This window comes from Acinetobacter rudis (genome assembly GCF_031157835.1).
Lineage (GTDB): Bacteria > Pseudomonadota > Gammaproteobacteria > Pseudomonadales > Moraxellaceae > Acinetobacter > Acinetobacter rudis_A.
This window is the reverse complement of record NZ_JAVIDR010000023.1, coordinates 24,600-46,335: the sequence shown is the minus strand read 5'-3', so window position 1 is coordinate 46,335 and position 21,736 is coordinate 24,600. Positions and strand designations below refer to the sequence as shown.

17 protein-coding genes and 2 pseudogenes are annotated in these 21,736 nt (G+C 38.1%); 6 read left to right on the top strand and 13 right to left on the bottom strand.

Going from position 1 to position 21,736, the window contains the following annotated elements; translation table 11 throughout:
• Nucleotides 1–86: 86 nt before the first annotated feature.
• From RFH42_RS15015 to apbC, 9 genes and pseudogenes are all read right to left on the bottom strand, one after another.
• Entirely contained in the window at nucleotides 87–512 is a 426-nt protein-coding gene (locus tag RFH42_RS15015) for a hypothetical protein (protein ID WP_308976612.1), read from the bottom strand.
• The gene (locus RFH42_RS15010; RefSeq protein WP_308976611.1) at nucleotides 509–2,392 is read right to left on the bottom strand and encodes a DUF6160 family protein; all 1,884 of its coding nucleotides are present in this window, start codon (nucleotides 2,390–2,392) and stop codon (nucleotides 509–511) included. Before RFH42_RS15010 ends, RFH42_RS15015 begins: the two co-directional genes overlap by 4 nt.
• A 27-nt stretch (nucleotides 2,393–2,419) precedes the next feature.
• A complete protein-coding gene (locus RFH42_RS15005; RefSeq protein WP_308976609.1) occupies nucleotides 2,420–3,130 on the bottom strand; it encodes a hypothetical protein in 711 nt (236 codons plus the stop codon).
• Between the two features lie 11 nt (nucleotides 3,131–3,141).
• Nucleotides 3,142–3,228 (bottom strand): annotated as a pseudogene (locus RFH42_RS16955) (hypothetical protein); the annotation flags it as partial.
• 24 nt (nucleotides 3,229–3,252) lie between these two features.
• A pseudogene (locus RFH42_RS15000) lies at nucleotides 3,253–4,608 on the bottom strand (hypothetical protein); the annotation flags it as partial.
• A 195-nt stretch (nucleotides 4,609–4,803) separates the two neighbouring features.
• Nucleotides 4,804–6,237: a hypothetical protein gene (locus RFH42_RS14995; protein ID WP_308976608.1), complete on the bottom strand. Its 1,434-nt coding sequence runs from the start codon at nucleotides 6,235–6,237 to the stop codon at nucleotides 4,804–4,806.
• A 418-nt stretch (nucleotides 6,238–6,655) separates the two neighbouring features.
• A complete protein-coding gene (gene dcd / locus RFH42_RS14990; RefSeq protein ID WP_308976619.1) occupies nucleotides 6,656–7,225 on the bottom strand; it encodes a dCTP deaminase in 570 nt (189 codons plus the stop codon).
• Nucleotides 7,226–7,373: 148 nt separating this feature from the next.
• Nucleotides 7,374–7,967, bottom strand: a complete 594-nt coding sequence (locus RFH42_RS14985; RefSeq protein WP_308976607.1) for a LysE family translocator — start codon at nucleotides 7,965–7,967, stop codon at nucleotides 7,374–7,376.
• Nucleotides 7,968–8,300: 333 nt separating this feature from the next.
• Nucleotides 8,301–9,536 carry an iron-sulfur cluster carrier protein ApbC gene (gene apbC / locus RFH42_RS14980; protein ID WP_308976606.1) on the bottom strand — a complete coding sequence of 412 codons (1,236 nt, stop codon included), beginning with the start codon at nucleotides 9,534–9,536 and terminating at the stop codon, nucleotides 8,301–8,303.
• A gap of 196 nt (nucleotides 9,537–9,732) precedes the next feature.
• On the opposite strand from apbC, the gene metG reads away from it, so the two are divergent.
• Nucleotides 9,733–11,784, top strand: coding sequence for a methionine--tRNA ligase (gene metG, locus RFH42_RS14975; protein ID WP_308976605.1), 2,052 nt, complete (start codon nucleotides 9,733–9,735; stop codon nucleotides 11,782–11,784).
• Nucleotides 11,785–11,882: 98 nt separating this feature from the next.
• Entirely contained in the window at nucleotides 11,883–12,596 is a 714-nt protein-coding gene (locus RFH42_RS14970; RefSeq protein ID WP_308976603.1) for a sel1 repeat family protein, read from the top strand.
• 7 nt (nucleotides 12,597–12,603) lie between these two features.
• Here RFH42_RS14970 and RFH42_RS14965 read toward each other — a convergent pair whose 3' ends face one another.
• From RFH42_RS14965 to RFH42_RS14950, 4 genes are all read right to left on the bottom strand, one after another.
• Nucleotides 12,604–13,227 (bottom strand): LysE family translocator, encoded by a 624-nt coding sequence (locus tag RFH42_RS14965; protein ID WP_308976602.1) that lies wholly within the window; start codon nucleotides 13,225–13,227, stop codon nucleotides 12,604–12,606.
• Nucleotides 13,228–13,335: 108 nt separating this feature from the next.
• A complete protein-coding gene (locus RFH42_RS14960; RefSeq protein ID WP_308976601.1) occupies nucleotides 13,336–14,097 on the bottom strand; it encodes a class I SAM-dependent methyltransferase in 762 nt (253 codons plus the stop codon).
• Nucleotides 14,098–14,255: 158 nt separating this feature from the next.
• Nucleotides 14,256–14,861 (bottom strand): metalloprotease secretion chaperone CpaB, encoded by a 606-nt coding sequence (gene cpaB / locus RFH42_RS14955; RefSeq protein ID WP_308976600.1) that lies wholly within the window; start codon nucleotides 14,859–14,861, stop codon nucleotides 14,256–14,258.
• An 8-nt stretch (nucleotides 14,862–14,869) separates the two neighbouring features.
• Nucleotides 14,870–16,660 carry a zinc-dependent metalloprotease family protein gene (locus tag RFH42_RS14950; protein WP_308976599.1) on the bottom strand — a complete coding sequence of 597 codons (1,791 nt, stop codon included), beginning with the start codon at nucleotides 16,658–16,660 and terminating at the stop codon, nucleotides 14,870–14,872.
• Nucleotides 16,661–16,886: 226 nt separating this feature from the next.
• Between RFH42_RS14950 and RFH42_RS14945 the strand changes: the two genes are divergently transcribed.
• The 4 genes from RFH42_RS14945 (at nucleotide 16,887) to RFH42_RS14930 (ending at nucleotide 21,273) form a co-directional block, all read left to right on the top strand.
• Nucleotides 16,887–17,435 carry a TetR/AcrR family transcriptional regulator gene (locus tag RFH42_RS14945; RefSeq protein ID WP_308976598.1) on the top strand — a complete coding sequence of 183 codons (549 nt, stop codon included), beginning with the start codon at nucleotides 16,887–16,889 and terminating at the stop codon, nucleotides 17,433–17,435.
• Nucleotides 17,436–17,444: 9 nt separating this feature from the next.
• Nucleotides 17,445–19,148, top strand: a complete 1,704-nt coding sequence (locus RFH42_RS14940) for an MFS transporter (protein ID WP_308976596.1) — start codon at nucleotides 17,445–17,447, stop codon at nucleotides 19,146–19,148.
• A 3-nt stretch (nucleotides 19,149–19,151) separates the two neighbouring features.
• A complete protein-coding gene (locus RFH42_RS14935; protein ID WP_374990841.1) occupies nucleotides 19,152–20,288 on the top strand; it encodes an HlyD family secretion protein in 1,137 nt (378 codons plus the stop codon).
• 109 nt (nucleotides 20,289–20,397) lie between these two features.
• Nucleotides 20,398–21,273 carry a 1-aminocyclopropane-1-carboxylate deaminase/D-cysteine desulfhydrase gene (locus RFH42_RS14930; RefSeq protein WP_308976595.1) on the top strand — a complete coding sequence of 292 codons (876 nt, stop codon included), beginning with the start codon at nucleotides 20,398–20,400 and terminating at the stop codon, nucleotides 21,271–21,273.
• The last annotated feature ends 463 nt before the right edge of the window (nucleotides 21,274–21,736 follow it).

Here is a 21,736-nt window from a genome sequence, read left to right as displayed (position 1 = left end):
GCACTGAACATACTTGCGCTTGGACATAAGCGTCTAGCAGGAGGAATCACCGTCCTTTAGGTCGGGGAGGATGTCAATTCAAAAGCTTAGAATTTAAATGGTGTATCACGTGGAGTGATGCTCATTTGTGTATCTAAGCGCCCGCCCGTAATAGCAAATTCACCTAAACGCTGTGGATTCCCCACAATGGTTTTATCATTCACAACACTTGCAGGATAAAGATTAATATCTTTTGCTCTTAATACAGCATCAGGCGTTTTTTGGGGATTAAATACAAAACTGGTTCCAACCTGAATACTGTCCTTGGTCAAAGCCAAGCGATTATCAAATGCAATCGCACCAGAAAGATTATCTAGGCCTAGGGTTGAACCATCAGCATCTACCAACTGAATAGCATTATTCATGAAAGTATTGGCATTTAAATTAAGCATTCCAACAAAGCCTAATTCACTTGCAGGAAGATTATTATTTGCTCCAAGTACATTACTACGTGGTATCACGGCGAAATTCATTGCACCAGCAAGACGTATTTTAATACCAGCAAGCACATCATTATTACGAATAAAACTGTTGGATGGTGCATAACACCCCCCATGCTTGGGCAACTCCGATACTTCGCACCTGGCAAATATCCTGCTGCTAGCTGTGCCGCAACCACTAAACGCAAATCAGGCATACTGACATTGACTTGACCATTTTCCAAACCAATACTGCCATAACCATTAAACAGCATGTCAATATTACGAATTCCAAGGTAATAATCTGTAGGCGTTACCGTACCATTGGCATAATTATTATTATCTGAACCGTCTATAAGTAGTAACGAGGTCGTTTTTGAACCATCACTGCTTACACCTTGCGTGCTCACAGCTGCACTAAACCCTAATCGCTCTGAGCCCTTCACTGCTTTTAAGATTGGTATGTTATTGGCATCTTTAGTTGCAATAAAATCATTTACACCATCAGAAGTTTTACCATAAACCGCAATATTGGCATTCAAATTATGAATAGGAATACCTAAACCCCATTTAGTAGGTTCTGTTGATGGTAATTGGTCCTTGACTGTAATATCTGGGGTAGCAATAAAACGCCCACGTCTAGACATAGCCATTAAATCAACCTGACGCAAAGCAAGTACTGCGCTATAAGGATTCACAGCAGTCTGCGCAAGTAGTTGCTGATAATCAGTACCTTGTACTAATTTACTTGCTTTAGCACCACTATTTGTACCCAAATAAATATTATTTAAAACCATATTTTCTGGTAATTTAATCATGGAGCTATTTACAAGATTCAAATAAATACCATCCATGCTTATGCCTGAACGCTCATGACTTAAAGCCAGATCTCCCTGTTCATTTCCCACCACATTACTACGCGTACGTAATGCAGTGATATTTTCAAACCGTAGACCATAAGCGTATTGACCTGCACTGCCTAGCTCTAAGGTAGTTGCTTTATCCCCGAGTTGATCAAGATCATTGGTAAACTGCCCTTCAATTCGCAGTTTTACACCATTTGCACCCGTATTATTATTCGCTGTAGTTGCCAACAGCTCTGATGGATTCTTACCTGCACCAAACTGAACAAAACCATTCACAAGACGACCACTCATTCCACCTCGAATGAGTCCTTGTCCATTAACCCCAAACTCTAGGTTTACCCCTGATCGACCAGTTGTATCATCACGTTGAAAATCAGCAAAACCATCTGTACCTGTTTTAAGGGTTAAACCGGCCTGTGAATCAACATACATGTATCCTGTGCTGTTCCAATTGAAAGTAAAGTTTTGTAGAGCAAACTTGTGAGCAACACCATTTTGATCTTTTTGTAATAAAGCGAGTGAGGCATCTTTAATTGAAAGCCCCAGAACAGCCTTACTATCTTGGTTAAACAGACCTTTGCTTGTGAGCATATTGAATTGCGTTGGATTATAAGATTCAAATTCAAAGGCACCAAGTGACTGTGTAATTGTACAATCTTGACTCGCACATAACATGAATTGTTCGGCACGTACTTTTCCCAAAGTAGATTGCACAATCAGATTTAATCCTGGTTGAGCTGTAGCGCCGCTATATACATCAAAACCTAGCTGAGCACCCAACTTCTTCCCATCGGCTAATTGCCCCCGATCAATCGTGATTTGATTGAGCTGTGCGCTTAACCCTTGTGGACGCGTTGCCTCAGTAGAGACCTGATCTCTTAAAGCCAATTGATCTATTTTTATTTTGTCATATTCAAAATTAATATTAACTCCATCTTGGCCATCAATTGCGCGCAAGGCACCATCATCCATTGCTTGTAAAGCATGTGCCTGTGACATAATAAGCCCAATCACAAGCCCCAAGTAAGAATACACCCATGTCTTTCGAGTTTGATTAATACGTTCCACGTAATTCATCCCCTACTTCATCCGTTATTAACAACGCCCATGACTCGCATCACAACCAAAAACCATCACTTTACTATTGAGTGCCATATTGCCATTCATACGCAACCCCATAAAACCAGTTTCGCGTCCTTGATCATAAGCTGATGATTTTCCTGTATTGAAATCCGCAGTAGAGCTTGAATAACGTGTTGACTTTAAATATCCATAATCGGCAGGATTACTGCTTGTAGACTGATTTGCACTACTTACAAACAAATCTTGCTCAATAGAAATTGCATCAAAACCAAAATTACGTATTTGTAATGGTGTAGCAGCAGTCACGCTTAACTGTATAGATGGCTTTAAAATTTCCATATTATTTTTATCCTTATAGCGTAAATCGACACCATCTAAACCTAAACGTTGGATATTGAGCATACCTTGTGTACCTTTAAACACCAGCCAGAGTTTACGTCCTGAATCGCTACTAGGTTTGCTCCATAAATTGTCACTATCACCAGCCTGATACTGTACATAACGATTATTCACCCCCAATGCAAAATGGCAGTAGCCAGCATCGGAACATAAATTTTGATCATAACTTCCATCAGGTCTTTGATTCATTGTTATTTTTAATGAAATATCAGCACCAGCCTGCCCTTCTACTGCTTGTAGAGCCTGATTATCAAGTGCAATCAAATCAGCATGGAGGGTCATACTGGTTAAGTATGCAAAAAATAGAACTAAGCACTTATACATCGTTCCCCCTCCTATAGGCCTTTCGTGGTAATTTTTAGGTGTTGAATCAGCACACCGTCAATTACACCAGACCCCATATTCAACGTCGGTGAACTTGTGGGTAGATTTACTGGATTTGGGTGACCAAATGAAATACCAACTGCTGTTTTTCCTTTATCAGCAGTGAGCAGATTTTTACTCGGATCATATTGAGTTGTCCCAAAGCTAATACTGCTATGGGTTGCATTATTGCCTTGATAAAGACTGTTGCCATTGCTGCCACAACGATAAACATTACATGTTGAACCGTAATAGCCACCATTACTGCTCGGATCAATATTGTCATAATTGGTATAGATTTTTTTGTAAATCTCAGCTTTATTGGGAATACGAGCGACTTCTAAACTGAAATTTTTACCATCAGAACCCAAAATAATTGGCTGAAATAAACTTCCTAATGCTAAATTGACATTTAAATTTTGTACAAATAACCCTTCATTCGCATCAAATACAGGTGCAGAAACCCCATGAATTGCAGGCGTTTCTAAATTAGCGCTATTGGTCATTTCACGCGTGCTTAAACGCAAAATATTGGGGCTTTGTGCTGTAATTCCTTGACCATCACCACTGTTTAAACGCAGTAACACCGTACCACCAAGTGTATTGTTATAAAATGGGGTCATTCCACCGGTATCAGTTGCTCCTGCTAAAGTTTGAAAGAGCTGAATACGACTACCATTAATACTAAAATTATTCCAAATTGCTTGTAAACGTAATCGGTTGGCTCGATTTGGGTCAGAACTTCCTGGTTTTTCCCCTAAATGATATAAATTAGGGTCTGTTGCAGTTTTGGTCTGATCAAGTACAAATGCATCAACCCAAGTCGCCAATTTTAATTTATAGGCATCTTCTCCCGCCACATCACGTGTGCCGACTTCATATGCTGGCGCTTCGAGACTCAAATAAGATACTTGGCAACTACTATCACCTGCCCCACTACAATTGCTTGGCCCAAAATTAGGCACATTATTTTCTGTGGCAACTTTAATAATCCACGGATTAGAGGCTGTCCCCCAACTGCGAATTTTAGCCAGCTCCTCACTATTGGCTAAACGGCTATTACTATTATTGTCAGAACGAGATAATGCTAAACCATAAACATATAAATCCGCTTTGCCCACAGAGTGATCTCGGCTATCAACCACGCCATCTTTATTGGTATCTTGTGCGGCTAAGGTCAATGGACCAACAGGAATGAAGTGGAAATATCCAGTATCTTTACTACGATCTGAAAACAAGCTGGCCTTCGATTCATCGGCCCCCTCACCACGAAATACAAAATACGTGTCTTGAGGTAAGATAGCAATTCCAGCACCTGTCATCTCACTTAAATGATCATCACTTAATACTTCCAATGCCATAGCGCTTGAAGAAAGGCATAAGCCGACCAAGCTCGCCAACAAACTTGCTTTAAAAATACTAAGATCTGTCTTTGTCATCATGACCTTCCTTATCTTATGATGCTCCGCATCATTTTATAATTGATCTCACATCCTGAGATCTATCACCTTTTAAATTTAATTTAGTGTTTTCCATCACACATACTAGAATTATTTTAATGATCATGCAAAATTAACATCTGAATAAAACGATATTTCCGACGAAATGCTTAAAGAACTAAAAAATTGATCAGACTAGCAAAAACGCATTCCGCCATAACAGTTTGGTGTTACATTTTGCGTTTCAAGAATAAGGTTTTTCAACGCAATATTGACACTTTCTCCTTGCATATTAATTGGAGAAATATTTTTGCTAATCCCTGCTTGGAAAATGGCACTAATGCCATCTGCAAGACCAATTTTAATTTTGTATTGGTCTTCAGCTAATTTTTCACCTAAAAGTTTAGCAAACTGTGGGTAAACAGAAGAGATATCCACTTTATCACGCGGAGAAATATCACCTAAATTTACAGGGTCCTGTAATGATAACCACCAACCGCTGTTTGCTACTTCTTCAGCACCAGGCCAACGTAATTGTTGTTTTTGTAAGCCTAAATACATTGCACTACTAATAGGTAAATTATGAATATATCCTAGCCCTTCACTAAAATTAATGTTGGCTGTTAAATTATCCACGGAAGTATTAAGTTTAATAAAAGTGTACTGAGCACAAGCAATAACAAAACTACAAGCTTTCTGATCTAAGGCTACACCAAGTTGGCCAGAATTTGAGTTAATCGGAATACTGGGTATCTGTGCAATTGCGCTAACATTTGCTGCTGTCATGCGTGTTCCACTCACCACTGCATTATTTATTTGAAATGGGGCTTTCATTGAGGGAATTTTTAATCCAGTATTTTTACTATCATTTGCCCCATAACCAGCAATATAACCTTGCATTGAACCACAACCACTACACACTGGAAGATTAATATCGGCATAAGAACGGACTGTTTCACCAGGTTTTAAACCAAAAACACCATCAGAGGTTGTTGCATTTCCATAACCATTAATTTTTAAATAACCAGATAAGCTATTAATACCGTTTGCTTCAGTATTATTGCTACCCGCAGTCAACAAACCAACAACTTTCTCTGCACTTAAACGTAAGCCTACCACTTCACGTGTTGAGGTTTGATCAGGCGATTTTATCGCAAATTCAATAAAGGGATTACTTAACTGTGCCGAAGATGACGCTCGCTCAGCGCTGGTCATAGGTAACATCTTTCCATTTGCATCTGTTTTTAAGCCACTCAGAGAGAGATTATCAATGTCGATATCACAGCCATTAATACCATTCACACCACCACAGCCCAACTGTAATTTTCGCACATTAGCATTTAATGCAACATCTGCCTCTAGACCCAATTTATAAAACCCAACGGATTTATCTCCATTCACCCGCTGTGCTTCAAAATTATATTGATCTTGAGGTGATATATAAGACAGACTCAATAACGCCTGCCCACGTGTAGCAGCCAGTTGTTCATCATCCAATTCGACTAATGGCGTAGAGGCGACAGCCCAGCTGCAGAATAGCCCACATAAACTGGTCAATGTTATTTTTAAAGCTGTTAATTTTGTTTTCACAATACATTGCCCTCCCTGTGCTGCTGGCATGGCGATCATCAGTGTTCATCCATTCACTTTAATTTAATCGCGTATTTTTACCTTTAGTTGCAGCATTTAATTTTTTATTCAATGAACAACATAGTAAAACAAATAAAGTAAGATACAAGTGGCGATAAACTCATAAAGTGGGTCTAATTGGTCAAAGACAAGCAGATTGTGTTGCATATTCTTGTATTAGCTCACGAATTTTTTTAGTAATTTTTAATATAATGATGCAAATTAAATCATGTTGATACTTAAATACATAAAACTCATTATGCAAATACGATTTAAACAAAATAACCTTATTCAAAAATAATGCCAGTCAGTATCACTGACTGGCATGATCATCAAACAAGCACATTTTCTTTCTTATCACTATGATTAGGCTTATCTCTATACCCAATAATAGTTTTAGCTGTTGTTCTACAAAACGTTATGCTTTAGGTAAAGTTACACCCATTTGACCTTGGTATTTACCACCACGATCTTTATATGAGGTTTCACAGACTTCATCACTTTCAAAGAACAGCATCTGTGCAACACCTTCTCCAGCATAAATACGTGCAGGTAGATTGGTGGTGTTAGAAAATTCTAAAGTTACATGACCTTCCCACTCAGGCTCAAGCGGAGTCACATTCACAATTATTCCACAACGCGCATAGGTTGATTTTCCTAAGCAGATTGTCAATACATTACGAGGAATGCGGAAATACTCCACTGTACGCGCTAAAGCAAAAGAGTTCGGTGGAATTATACATACATCCGATTCGATATTAATAAAGCTATTCTCATCGAAGTTTTTCGGATCAACAATAGCTGAATGTACATTGGTAAACACTTTAAATTCACGTGCACAACGAACATCATAGCCATAGCTTGATACGCCATAAGACACAATTTTCTCACCTTGCTCATTAACGCGGACTTGCTGCGCTGCATAGGGTTCAATCATCCCTTGTGTTTCGCTCATTTCACGAATCCAACGATCCGATTTAATTGCCATTCCAATATTTTCCAAAAGCTCTACTGTATAGCGCTGTACTTTAACTGAAATCAGCACTGAAAGAAATCTTCCATAGTAAAATCATTGATTCAATGCTGAGGAACACAAAAAATTTTATAAATCGTATTTGTACACAGTCAGCTAGTAATTACAAACTACTAATCGCTGAATAACCGAGTGGAACACAGAAAAAAACTAAAACAACTGAAGCTGCCTTTTGTAGATTATTTTGATTTAACCATGAAATTTTATTATTGGTTAAAATAGACCCAATATAAATCCAAAAACATGCGATAGGCACTATAAGTAATAAAAAGGTCAACATATGTGCACTATAAAGCGTCATACTTTTCCATGCAGTTACTGGAAAAATAGCTGATGCAAATAATAATGCCTTCGGATTAAGTAAAGTTGCTAAAAACAGTTCACGTACACTAATCGTCACTTGCGTATTTTGAATATCTTCTGCTTTATTACGCCATAATTTTAGTGCCAAATAAAAAATATAGCTTGCACTAAACAGTTTGAGTAACGCAGGAATAAAAGCATATTGTGCGGGAATTGAGCCAATGATAAAGCCCCAAAAACTAATTGCACACAAATAGCCCAAAGCTTCTGCTGGAACGAGATTAAAAGAACGCTTAAATCCAACTTGAATACCAGAAGATGCTAGTAATGTATTGGTTGGACCAGGCGTTAATAATACTGTCGCCACCAAACCGATAAAAAACCATGAAACCATCTGATGCCCTCCTTATGGACCTGTGGAGACTAGAGCAGATTCATCAACTTGGCAAAAAAATAATTGTAAAACATCATAACCATTCTTAATTACTATTTTTTATTTTTATTTTTCAATAAGTTAATTTATATAGTTTTTTGGTCGTTTTTTGAACTGGAGCGTCATAATCAGCAAAAAATGTATTTCGATAGCTCTTTTCCTTAAAAGATATATTAAAAATTAAATTTCAAACAATTCTATTTAACTAAAATTACGCTTATATTTTGTGATCAAAGAATATTATTTTTTATTCCGGATCACAAAAATAAGACTCGATAATATAACTATATACGCTTAAAAAATACGCTGTGGATCAGCTTCAACTTTCGGCAACATCGCAATAATTTTCTCAGCAATCATTAAATAGCTTTCAGCTGCTGAATCTCCAGCAATCACAGATGGTTTTCCTGCATCAGCATTTTCACGAATAGATACACTTAAAGGTAAACGACCAAGTAAAGGAATATCATACTGTTCAGAGAGTTTATCCCCCCCACCTGTACCAAAAATTTGTTCCTCAAAACCACAATTAGAACAAATATGTGTAGACATATTTTCCACAACGCCCATAACAGGAATATCGACCTTATTGAACAATGCAATCCCTTTGGTCGCATCCATTAAAGCTACATTTTGCGGTGTTGTAACAATTACCGCCCCTGTTACAGGTATTCGTTGTGCTAGTGTCAATTGAATATCACCTGTTCCTGGTGGCATATCAATCATAAGCACATCCAAATTTGGCCATAAAGTCTGATTAAAAAGCTGCATTAATGCCCCTGTCGCCTTTGGTCCACGCCAAGCCACAGGTGTATTGTGATCCCCGGTTAGATGTCCAATAGAAAGAATAGGCATGCCGTATGCATCTAGGGGTACAAACTGTTCAGCCTCAATCATAGGGGTTTGACCCGCATTACCTAACATCGTTGGAATACTCGGCCCATAAATATCAGCATCTAAGACTCCAACACTAAGACCTAACTGTTTCATCGCTAAAGCCAAGTTCACAGTAGTCGTAGACTTACCTACCCCCCCTTTACCAGACGAAACTAAAATAACATGTTGAATTCTTGGGTGCTTAGGGACATTGCGTTGTTGTGGAGCTGCACGCTCAATAGGTGGATTATTCGGGTCGACCTCTACTTCTGATGTTTTTGTAGTCGATGCTGCTGCATCTGTAACCAAAGGAAGTTGTTCTGCTTTCACACTTGATGATGTTGATTTTGAGGAGCAAGCTGAAGACTGCGCTTTTTTCTGTTGAATAACGTGTAAATTTAGCTCTTGAATACCACATTGTTCTAAAGCATCTGCCAAACTGTCGTGTATGCTTTGCAGATGCTCTGCTTCTTCGGGAAGCGTATTTATCGTCAATTGTAAAATACGGTCTTGTAGATTAATTTGGCTAATTCGCTCCTGAAGCTTTTCACCATTATGCGCCAAGACAAAAGACTGTAGCACTTGTTGTACGTCTTCTAGTTTCACCTCTTGCGCAGGCTTAAACACAGATTTAAGAGAAGATAACCACGACATAAACGTTACTCCAGATATTCATCAATACAAAACAATGCTTAGTTTAGCGTTAAATGCGATGAAATGTCAGTGAGGAATATATGCTTTATTCAGACATGTGTTTTTGCCACTAAGCTCAAGCTGAGCTTTGTTTTCCTTGATCGCATCAGGTAGAATCAACTTCCTTATCTTCACGCGCTAAGAGAGTATTAAATCCGTGAGAAATATATTAGTCACCAACGCTTTACCATATGCTAATGGACCGATCCACATGGGTCATTTACTCGGTTATATCCAAGCGGATATTTGGGTTCGTGCCATGCGAGCAATGGGACATCAGGTGACTTATGTATGTGCTGATGACGCTCACGGTACTGCCATCATGCTACGTGCTGAAGCAAATAATATTAGTGCTGAACAACAAATTGCGAATGTTCAACAAGATCATGAACGTGATTTCGCTGGTTTTCGTGTTCAATTCGATCATTATGATTCAACACACAGTGAAGCCAATAGAGCCCGTGCATCTGAAATTTATCTTAAAAACCGTGATGCTGGTCATATTGCTATACGCCCTGTAAGTCAACTCTTTGACCCTGAAAAAGGCATGTTCCTCTCAGATCGTTTTATTAAAGGGACTTGTCCAAAGTGTAAAACAGAAGATCAATATGGCGATGCATGTGAATCATGCGGCACAACTTATAATGCAACAGAATTAATTGATCCACGTTCAACTTTAAGTGGTGCAACACCGATTAAAAAATCATCAGATCATTACTTCTTTAAATTACCTGATTTCTCAGAATATCTACAACAATGGACACGTGATCAAGGCCGCCTGCCTGTTTCAATTGCAAATAAATTAGATGAATGGTTTGAAGCAGGTTTATCTGATTGGGATATTTCTCGTGATGCACCTTATTTTGGTTTCGAAATCCCAGAAGCACCAAACAAATATTTCTACGTTTGGGTAGATGCACCAATTGGATATATGTCAAGTTTTGAAAACTATATCAAAAGCAAACGTCCAGACTTGAACTTTGATGATTATTGGAAAAAAGATTCTAAGAATGAGGTGTACCACTTCATTGGCAAAGATATCGTTTATTTCCATGCTCTATTTTGGCCTGCAATGTTAGAAGGTGCAAACTACCGTACACCTACTGGTTTGTTTGTTAACGGCTTTTTGACTGTTAACGGACAAAAAATGTCAAAATCACGCGGTACATTTATTAAAGCTGAAACCTATTTACAGCACTTAAACCCTGAGCACTTACGTTACTACTTCGCATCAAAACTATCAGATAAAGTAGAAGATTCTGACCTTAATCTTGATGACTTTGTGCAAAAAGTAAATTCTGACTTAGTTGGTAAAGTGGTCAATATTGCGAGTCGTTGTGCCAAGTTTATTAACAAAGACTTTAACAACACCTTATCATCCCAATGCACTGAACCTGAGTTAGTACAAAGCTTTATTGATGCTGGTGATTCAATTATTAAAGCGTATGAAGCACGTGAGTTTTCAAGTGCTATTCGTGAAATTATGGCGCTTGCTGATCGTGCAAACCAATATATTGATGAGAAAAAACCTTGGGCTTTGGCCAAAATTGAAGGTGAAGCTCAACAAGTACATGATGTTTGTTCAGTTGGAATTAACTTATTCCGTCAACTTGCTGTGTATTTAGCCCCTGTATTGCCAACCTTAGCAGATCAAGTACAAACCTTCTTAAAACTTGAACAGTTTGATTTCGCTTCACGTCAAAACATTTTACTGGCGCATGTAATTGAAAACTTCCAGCCACTCATGCAGCGTGTAGATAAAACTAAAGTTGATGCAATGGTTGAAGCTTCAAAAGATTCATTAACCACAACACCAGCTAAAGTGGAAAAGAAAAAAGAAAAAACTGTCGAGAAAAAAGCTGAAGTGAGCTCAACTGAAATAGAAACAATCAAAATTGATGATTTCCTTAAAGTTGATCTTCGTGTTGCCAAAGTTTTGGCTGCAACGACAGTTGAAGGCTCTGATAAACTATTACAACTTACACTTGATGCAGGCGAAGCTGAGCCTCGCAATGTATTTAGTGGAATTCGTAGTCAATATGCACCTGAAGACTTAACCGATAAACTCGTCGTTCTTGTTGCAAATCTTGCACCACGTAAAATGCGTTTTGGCATCTCAAATGGTATGGTACTGGCAGCTGGCAATGGCGAGGGTATTTTTATTATCTCTCCAGACCAAGGTGCGCAGCCAGGCGATAAAGTGAGTTAAGCATATTCACTCATAAAAAAGGCTCTTAAAGAGCCTTTTTTATTTTAAAAACAATTTCTTCTGTATACTCAATAAGCTGTCTCAAGGAAGAAAATTACATGATACGTTTCATTCTGGCACTGTGTAGCACTTTACTTTTTAGTATTTCAAACTTCAGTTATGCCACTACCATACCAACAACTTATACACCTGCTGTTGCAAAGGCCGTGCAACAATTACAACAAGACTTTGCAGCGCTCATGTTAGTTGACGCTAAAGAAATTCAAACAGCGCCGATTAATGCTGCCTATAAAAATGCATTACTCAAACAAGATGAAAAACAGATTAAAAAATTATTTTCAAAGCAACAACAAGACTTTATTCAACAGATGAAAAAATTAAATCAAGGTGGTGATCATAGTGCATTATTAGCCTTGGTTGAATGGTCACTGTTTTCACAAGATCGTGATATTCTACAAGATATTTCTTTACAGCCTTTGCGGCAATTGTCTCAACAAGGAAATGCTCAAGCATCTTATTTAAGTGCACTTCTTATAGAATATACTGATCAAAAACAATATATATCTTTATTGGAGCAAGCAGCACAACAAGGTTCAAGTGCTGCACAAATGCGATTAGTTGATGAATATCACTTTCGGTTACCTGTGGAGCTGCAAGATTCAAAAAAAGCAGAGTACTATAGAAATTTAGCTGAAAAAAGCATGGGAAAAGAAAAGTATCAGGAAGCTATCTGTGCTGTGTCCAATTGTGAAGAAGACTTGGAATGGGAATATGTAGAAATTCCCATGCCAGAAAGCTTAAAAAACAATTAAAGTGTCGTTACTTCATACCAAATATGAGCTTTAAGCCGAGTAAGCCCATAACTCCACCAGCTAAACGGTCAAAACCTGTTTTAAATTTCAAATAGACTTGACGTGGCTTTTCTGCAGATAAAGCCACAGCAACAAGTGAGTACCAGCCAGCATCTATAAAAAAGCACAGCAAAGGTAACAACACATAAAAATAGCTTGGAATTTCCTTAGGTAATAAAGCAGTAAAAATACCGGCCAAAACGATTGAAGTCTTTGGATTACTCAATTGTGTGACTAAGCCCAAACGATAAGCCTGTGCATAACTCATCGGTTTGACTGTATGATCAATTGCTCCTAACGGGTCCTTAGCATGACGAATAATCTTATATGCCAACCATAACAAATATAAACCACCACATACTTTTAAAATCAAATATGCAGATGGTACGGCAAGTAGTACAGCTTGTAAGCCCAACACAGCAAGTAAACCAAAAAGCGCTGCTCCACTGCCTGTTCCCAACGCTGTAAATAAACCATGTTGCCTTGAAACTGCAATTGAGTTTTTAGCCACATATATAAAGGTCGGTCCAGGGCTCATTGCACCTAGCATAAGTGCTAAAGCTATTGAAGCCACAACCCATAATGTTTCCATAACACACGCTCTATTTCGGCTATACTCAAAGAATCGCCATTATAAAACTTGCATGAAAAGCAACACAATCAACTTTTCTAGTTAATACTCAACTTTTTTGTTTAAACCTTAAGCCTTACTCATTTGTAAATACATTGTTGGGCTAGTAAAACTACCATCTGACTGAATTTGATAATAATCACGTACATGATCTGATACTTTTTCTTGCAACTCACGAATGGTTTCAACAGCCATTGCAGGTGTTTTCATACGCTGTACCCATGCTTTAAAATCAAGCGCTAATGATTGTTTCTCTATAACGTCAATCTCAAATCCATAATATTCAACCCATTCCAACCATTCTGAAAGACTATAATCACGCACATGACTAGGGTCACGTATCATCTCTATACATTGCAAGAATGTATCCAACATAGGGTCACAACTTCCCAAAACATCAAAAAATATTACGGTCCCCTTCGGTTTTAATACTCGATGTACTTCAGATAACGCCTTTTTTAGACTTTGCCAATGATGAGCAGAGTAACGACTGATCACAATATCAAAACTATGGTCTGCAAATGGTAATTGCTCTGCCACCCCAACCTGAGTTCGTATATTATGCAACCCTCGCTGTTGTGCTTGCGCTTCTACTAATTGCAGCATTTCTACTGATAAATCATATGCAATAATTGACTCAACCGCTGAGGCCATTTGATAACTTACATGACCTCCACCACAACCTAAATCCAGCAATTCAGCTTGCGTATAATTACGGCAAACCTGCTGCATTTTACTAAACTCAACACCCTGAGCATGTGTAGCACTATTTAAATAAGCTTCTGATTTATCATGATATTGTTTTTGATTTAAATCATGTTGACTCTGCATAAGTCCTTACTCTATGGCATATAAGAGCATTTAATTTAAGTGAAAAAAATAAAAACTTAAAATGATTAATTTTAAGATTATTGATAACTTTTTTATATAATAAAATAGGCAGGAATCTTTCCTGCCTCAAAGTTAAATCTTAAATAGAATAATCAAAATTATTGATCATGATCCAAATCAACACGATCTGCTTGAATTACACCCAAACCATTTTTAATTTCTGCCACATATAAACCTTGGGCTGTTTGGAGTTGCACAATACTGTAGTGATCTTTTTCACTTTGTAGAATGCTAAAGGTTAAGTTATAAGGTGAATGTAAAATACGTCCACTCCAACGATGAATATCTTCATCTACCGCAGTTAAACTATTGATTACACCAATAACATCTATACCCAGTTCTGGTACTTGAAATTGCACCTGATCACCAACATGTCTTTGGACGATGAGCTCTTCCGCATATGCAATTGGATAACTATCCGCTTGTTGTAAACGTTTGCTAAAAATAAAATTTGCGTCATTTGCCACTTGTTGTTTTGACAAGGGTTTAAATAACTGTATTGGTTTTAATGGATCAATTTGTGGCGTTTTATTCCACCTACTCGCAACAGCAACGGCGACGGCACTCGCACTTTGAGAGGGTGCTTGAGAATGTTTAACCATGGGCTCAACCGCAACAGGAGACGTAGTTGAGGATTGTAACTGCTGTATCCAAAACAATAATATGCTAAAAGCAAATACGATGATCAATATCAACTTGTACATCAGTTTACTCACATCTTCGCTGTTCTAAATTGTGCAATGATAGGTGCATGTTTATTCAACAACGTAACCGCATCTACTTTACCTTCTTCACCTAAACGTACTGCATACTTAGGACTATAAAGCTTAGGACTAGAGTAAAAATTGAGTGTATTACCTCCCATCGCAGTGCTCCCTAAAACATGTTGAAAACCACGATGAACTGTATCAACTTCCTCAAAACTATGTTGTAAACCAAAATTATGACCAATCTCATGGCGCATAACAGTGAGACCACAACTGTTAATCCCAAGTGCAACCATATCATTGGCTACAGGTGTCTCCATTGGGGTATATCCCAATCCACAATAGCCAGTATCTAGATCTTTGCTTTCGTAATACACCATGTCAGCCCCAACTCGATTACGCTCGTTTTTAATGACAGGATTTTTCAAAACGCTTTCTATCACTTTGAAAATATTTTCCCCCTTAACTGCCATATTTAATGTGCCTGCTGGACGTAAATAGAACTGCGCGTGAGAATTTTGTGCCGTTAGATTTGTTAATTCAATTGAAGCTAACATACGTAGTTTTGCAGCACTTTCACCAATCTTTTCAACTACCGCAGGATCCAATACCATTAATAAATCAATCGTATGACTATCTATGACCCACCCTTGTGCACTATAACGATAACGCTGTGTCTCACCTGGGCGTAATAAGGTTTTTAATCCATTTCCAACTTTGATTTGTGATGCTTTTAATGCACTAGACTTTAAAATAATTTTGTCATCAATCTGGGCATTATTTGGCAAGCTAAATTCATTTCTCCAATTCGCATGCCCAATTTCAATATGAGTCATTGGATAACGAACATCAGCGAGTTGTACTGGAATCAGTTGATGCGCATTAATTTCGGTTACTGGTGCTGAATCAACAACCCACTTTGCAATATCTGCGATAAAAACAAACTCGTAACGATCGCCTTGATATAGATTTAAACTGACATTGCTATTTACATTGGTATTATTAATTTTTGCAGGCCATGCAGCTGTTGAATTCACAACAATACGATCTCGATCTTGTGCACTTGCAGGTAAAGTAAAATTCTCAACCCAATTACTATCTGAAAAATTTACTTGTGTAACCGCTGCATTAACAGTGACCATGTTGGCCCCTATTTTTTTAACATCAAACTGCCGAGCAGTCGTTGATTCAGCGACCCATCTGTTCAATGTTTGATAATATTTATACCAATGGACTTCTCCTTTTTTTAAACTCAAAGTACTGGCAAAAAGTAATCCATCACTATGAATACGGCTCATCCGATGACTCTCTGATGACACCTTAAGTAGACTTCCATCCGCAACAGGTCGTGGCAACCGTATACTGCTAACCCAGTTATCATCTGAAATTACAATTGATTGCGGTATGCCCATGTTAAAGTTTGGACTTTGGCTTGGTGACCATTTTTTTGTAAATTGCATCTGCCACAATTGAGTTTGTGCATTGAACACAAAACTATAAATCTGATTTTTTTGAATCATCAAAGAAAGTGGCATATCTGTATTCGAGGTATTAATTTTAGATGGCAAAGTCGCTCGACTAATCAGTGTCACCTTATCTCCAGACTGTGGGTTTTTAGGTAAATCTATAGATTCCACCCAATCCCCATTATTTAGTAAAAAAGTCAAATCGACATGACCTGAAGGTAGCTTTCCTTGCGATTGATTAGAATTTGGCGAGAGCTCAAGAGTTGCCGCAAGCGTATTCATCATTGAAAGACTCAGCAAACTAAGAAAGAACATATTTTTTAATTTCATTGTAACCGTTCTAGAATTTTGTAGTTAAATTGCAACACAAATTATATTGTTTAATTATTTTAAAATATACATGAAAATCTACCTCTCAGCGCAAAAGAGGCTATTTATTAATCAATCAGAGTAATTTGAATGACACTGTATGTTTACAAAAAAACAATAATGAAAAAATTTACAACGGACAAAATTGTCCGTTAAATATCTATATATAGAATTCACAGCACTTATCATGAACAAACGCCAAATGATAGCCATACAGAATCGCGAACTTCTACTCAATGCCGCAATTCATATATTTAGACAACATGGTATCAATGCTCCCCTACAACTCATTATCGATCAAGCTCAATTGGGGCGTGCTACGTTTTATCGTAACTTTACAGATCGTCGTGATCTGGTGCTTGCATTAATGCACCAAGCCTTAGCTCGATTAGAAGCAAAAGCAACCCATTTTTCCCAGTATCCAGATGGATTTTTATTGTTATTAAAAAGCCATATTCATAATTTGCCTTATCTTACAGCTTTGATGGAATATTGGCGGGTAATAGAAAGTGATGACCCAGAACTTAAACAAATTTATGTTCGACGTAATCAAATCTTACAACCCTTAATTGATTCAGCCATCCATCATAAAGTCTGTCGAGCAGATTTAACCTGTCAAGATTATGCACTTGTCACGGCGCTTTTAAGGGCCTCTTTTCAAGGTGTAGATGAAGCAGCGCAAATTCGCTTAGCAGAACGTGCCATTGAGTTACTCATCAATGGTATTCAAGCTTAGGTTAACTGTATGAAAACCCCTCGATTACTTGAACCGGCCCCGAATTGGAGTGATGCAGAGCGCCCAACTTTACCTGGCTCACCTGCTAGCATTGCTCATGCTCGCTCCAAACGAATGCAATACTTTATTATTGGATTATTCATCACTTTGGTTGGTGGTTTAAGTAATGGTTTTATTACTGCGAATCTTCCACAAATTCAAGGAGAATATGGCCTCACCCCCAGTGAAGCAGCTTGGATACCAACTGTTTATGTTATGGCAAACGTCAGCTCAAATCTGATTCTATTTAAAGCACGACAACAGTATGGCTTACGTTTATTTTCTGAAATTGGTCTGATCTTTTTTATAGCTGTTTTAATTTTGCATTTATTTGTACATAGCTTTGGCATGGTGCTCTTTACACGTTTTATCAGTGGTTTTGTTGCCGCGCCATTAAGTTCTTTAGGCATGTATTACATGATGCAAGCCTTTCAACGTGCACATTTAGGTAAGGCAATATATCTCGCTTTTGGTTTCCAACAACTAGGACTACCATTGGCATGGATAATTTCCCCCGCCTTAATTGAGGTAAATGATTGGTCTAATTTATATCGCTTTGAACTGGGTTTAGCACTATGTTGTTTAGCCATGGTCGTTGCACTCAAACTCCCTCGTAGTCTAAGAGTTGAAGTATTTGAGAAAAAAGACTTTATAACATTTCTACTCTTGGCTACTGCCTTTGCTTGTTTTTGTATTGTTCTCAGTCAAGGGCCAATATTATGGTGGTTAAACACACCATGGTTAGCTTATTTTCTAATTGCAGGTTTTGCACTCCTATTACTTGGTTTAGCCTTTGAACATTATCGCCTCAATCCACTCATCATGACACGTTGGATTAGCACCGGTTCTATGCTGAATTTTATTTTAGGGGCTATTGCTATTCGATTTTTAATGTCAGAACAAAGCTATGCAACGGTAAACTTTCTACGAAGTATGGGCATGGGGCCTGATCAGTTTGTTCCTCTTTATCGTATAATTTTTTGTGGTATTGCCTTAGGAACAATATTTAGCGCACTCAGTTTTTCACGTGAACGTATGTTGTTGAAATTAATATTTGCAGAGATTCTTATTTTAATCGCCTGCGGATTAGATTATCACCTTACCCGTGATGTACGCCCAGAAAACTTCTATTTAAGTCAGTTTTTAGTTGGGTTTGCAGGTGGTGCTTTTATTGGGCCATTAATCCTTACAGGAATGTCTAAGGCACTCAGTAAAGGGCCTCATTATGTTATTACCTTTATCGTATTATTTTCTGCCACACAAAATTTTGGTGGCCTAATCGGTAGCTCATTCTTTTCAACCTATCAGCAATATCGTAGCCAAGATTATCGCAGTCAAATGCTAACCGACCTCAATACTACGCAAGAAATTGTTCAGCTACGCATTCAACAGTATCAACGACTCTATCAAAACTACCAAGCTGATCCACAGTTACAACACAGCTTAGCTTTAAAGAAATTAAATCAAGATATTAACCAAGAATCCCAAGTTCGTGCCTTTAATGATGTAATTGCATTAAATGGTTTATTTGCATTGTTCTTATTACTCTGGGGAAGCAGCAACATCGCTTGGAGCAAATACCAACTCTACCGTAGTACACAGCAGACCCGTTCAATCGCAGTGAATCATTCTTCAACGACCTTAAACCCAAACAGCTCAACTAATCACGAGTAACCCATGAATACACCTACCCAGCAGCCTGAGCATGACAACTCAACGAACAATGTAGAGTCCCCTAGCATGAATAAAATATCGGCTCCGACAAAGTTGATCGCCACCCCCAAACCAGTATTGTGGTGGATGCTCGCTGTATTTATTTTGGGTGTAATGATTATTTTATGGGCATGGCACCTTGGTCCCTTCAACAGTAATATTCAGAAAACGGATAATAGCTATGTTAAAGGTCAAACCACTGTCCTATCTTCACAAATCAATGGCTATGTGCAAAGCGTTAATGTCAAAGATTTTGATTGGGTAAAAAAAGGTCAGATCTTAATGCAAATCGACAACAGCCCATACGAGCAAAAAGTTTTACAAGCGACCTCTGGCTTAGATCAAGCGAAAAATAATCAAGTAAATCAAAATCAAGCAATCGCACAACATAAAGCAGATCTTGCAGCAACACTGGCTAAAGTTGAACAAGCTCGTGCTGCTTACCAACTTACGCTCGCCCAACAACAACGGTACCAACAGTTAGGTAATACAGGTGCTGTTTCCAAGGCAGAACTCGACAAAGCCATAGCAGACGTAGCCAATAATGCCGCCTTACTCAAACAAGCAGAGGCTAATGTTATGGTAGCAGAACAACAACTTAAAACAGCACAAGTGGCCGAAGCTGGGCTTGAAGCACAGGTACACAGTGCTCAAGCCCAACTTGATCAAGCCAACATTACCAAGAGTTATAGCCTGATTACAGCACCTATGGATGGACAACTTGGGGAAGTCAGCCCACGTCTAGGACAATACGTTTCAGCAGGCAGTCAATTGCTTTTTCTCATTCCTAAACAAACTTGGGTCATTGCTAATTTTAAAGAAACACAGATAGCGGATATGCGTATTGGACAGAAAGCTTGGTTTACAGTAGATGCACTTCATCACCAAAAATTTTATGGACATGTTGAACAAATATCACCCGCTGCTGGTAGTGAATTTAGTGTACTAAAACCAGATAATACGACAGGTAATTTTACTAAAGTTGTGCAAAGAATTGCGGTAAGAATCAAGATTGACCCAGAACAAAAAGGGATTGAAAATTTACGTCCTGGGATGTCTGTCATCAGCGCCGTTGATACCGATTCAAAACCTCTACCTTAATTGCGGCAATTTGGCTGAAAGGCATTAAGTAGTAAGCGTATTTCCTCAAACTCTTCTCTTTAAGCAATGTACAATAAGCCATGTACTTTTAGACGGTCTTTAAAAAAACATGCAAACTTGCTTTGACAATATTGCACAAGATGTCATCTACCAAAAAATTCGTACTGAATATCCAGTACAGTTAACAATTAAACGATTAGATCTGATTCATCCGCAAATATCTGGAAATAAATTCTATAAATTAAAATATAATCTCATGGAGGCACAGCGCTTAGGCTATAAAACAGTTCTCAGCTTTGGTGGTGCGTATTCTAACCATATTGCTGCAACAGCCTATGCTGCCCAGTACTTTGGCTTTCAAAGTATTGGAATTATTCGAGGCGAAGAACTAGCCCATCGCCCACTCAATGCAACATTAAGCACTGCACAACAACATGCTATGCAACTTCATTTTGTTTCACGTGAAAATTATAAGAAAAAACAAGATATTGAATTTCTTGCTCAGCTACAAAGACAGTTTCCAAATAGCTACATTATTCCTGAAGGCGGGAGCAATGACTTAGCAATACAAGGAACACGTGAAATACTGAGTCCTACAGATCAACTCAATTACGATATTATCTGCTGTGCTGTGGGAACGGGTGGCACGATAACAGGTCTAATTGAGGCATGTCACAATAAACAATACATTCTGGGTTTTTCTGCATTAAAAGGAAATTTTTTAACCGATATTGTGCAAGGTTATACCTCTAAAACCAATTGGTCTATTCGAGACGACTATTGCTTTGGAGGATATGCTAAGACCTCAGCTGAACTACTAAACTTTATGGAACAATTTGAACAAGAACAGAAAATTCCTCTAGATCCAATCTACACAGGTAAAATGCTCTACGGTATTTTCGACCTACTAAAGCAAGGATATTTTGCTGCCAACAAGCGAATTTTAGTTATTCATAGTGGTGGTTTACAGGGCCGTCGTCATTAACATCTAAAGCAAAGATTTAAAAAACAAATCAAAAATCAAAAACACACTCGATATCTGATTCGTGCAAAGTGGCATGGATGCCACTGTTGCCCACGACTACATGGATGTAGTCTGTGAGCAACAAGCGGTTTTGCTTACTTTTTCCAAGAAAAAAGTAAGGTCTCGCCTATTTGTAATAGATCTCTTTCATAAATTAAAAAATAGACAAATATTGAAGTAGGCATGGCCGCATATGACTGATCAGAAGGATATGTTTACGCGTAGGCAATGCCTTACTTTTGAAAGGTCAAAAGTAACAAAAACCTTTTGTGATCAAGAGACTATGTCCCTATAGTCCTTAATCACAGTGGCATCCCTGCCACTTCACACGTAGCGGATATGAGTGATAACTTATTTTAAGATGTTTATTATTTGACTTTTGAAAGAGCTCTAATGACTTCAATTTAGCAGCTTAGTCACGACT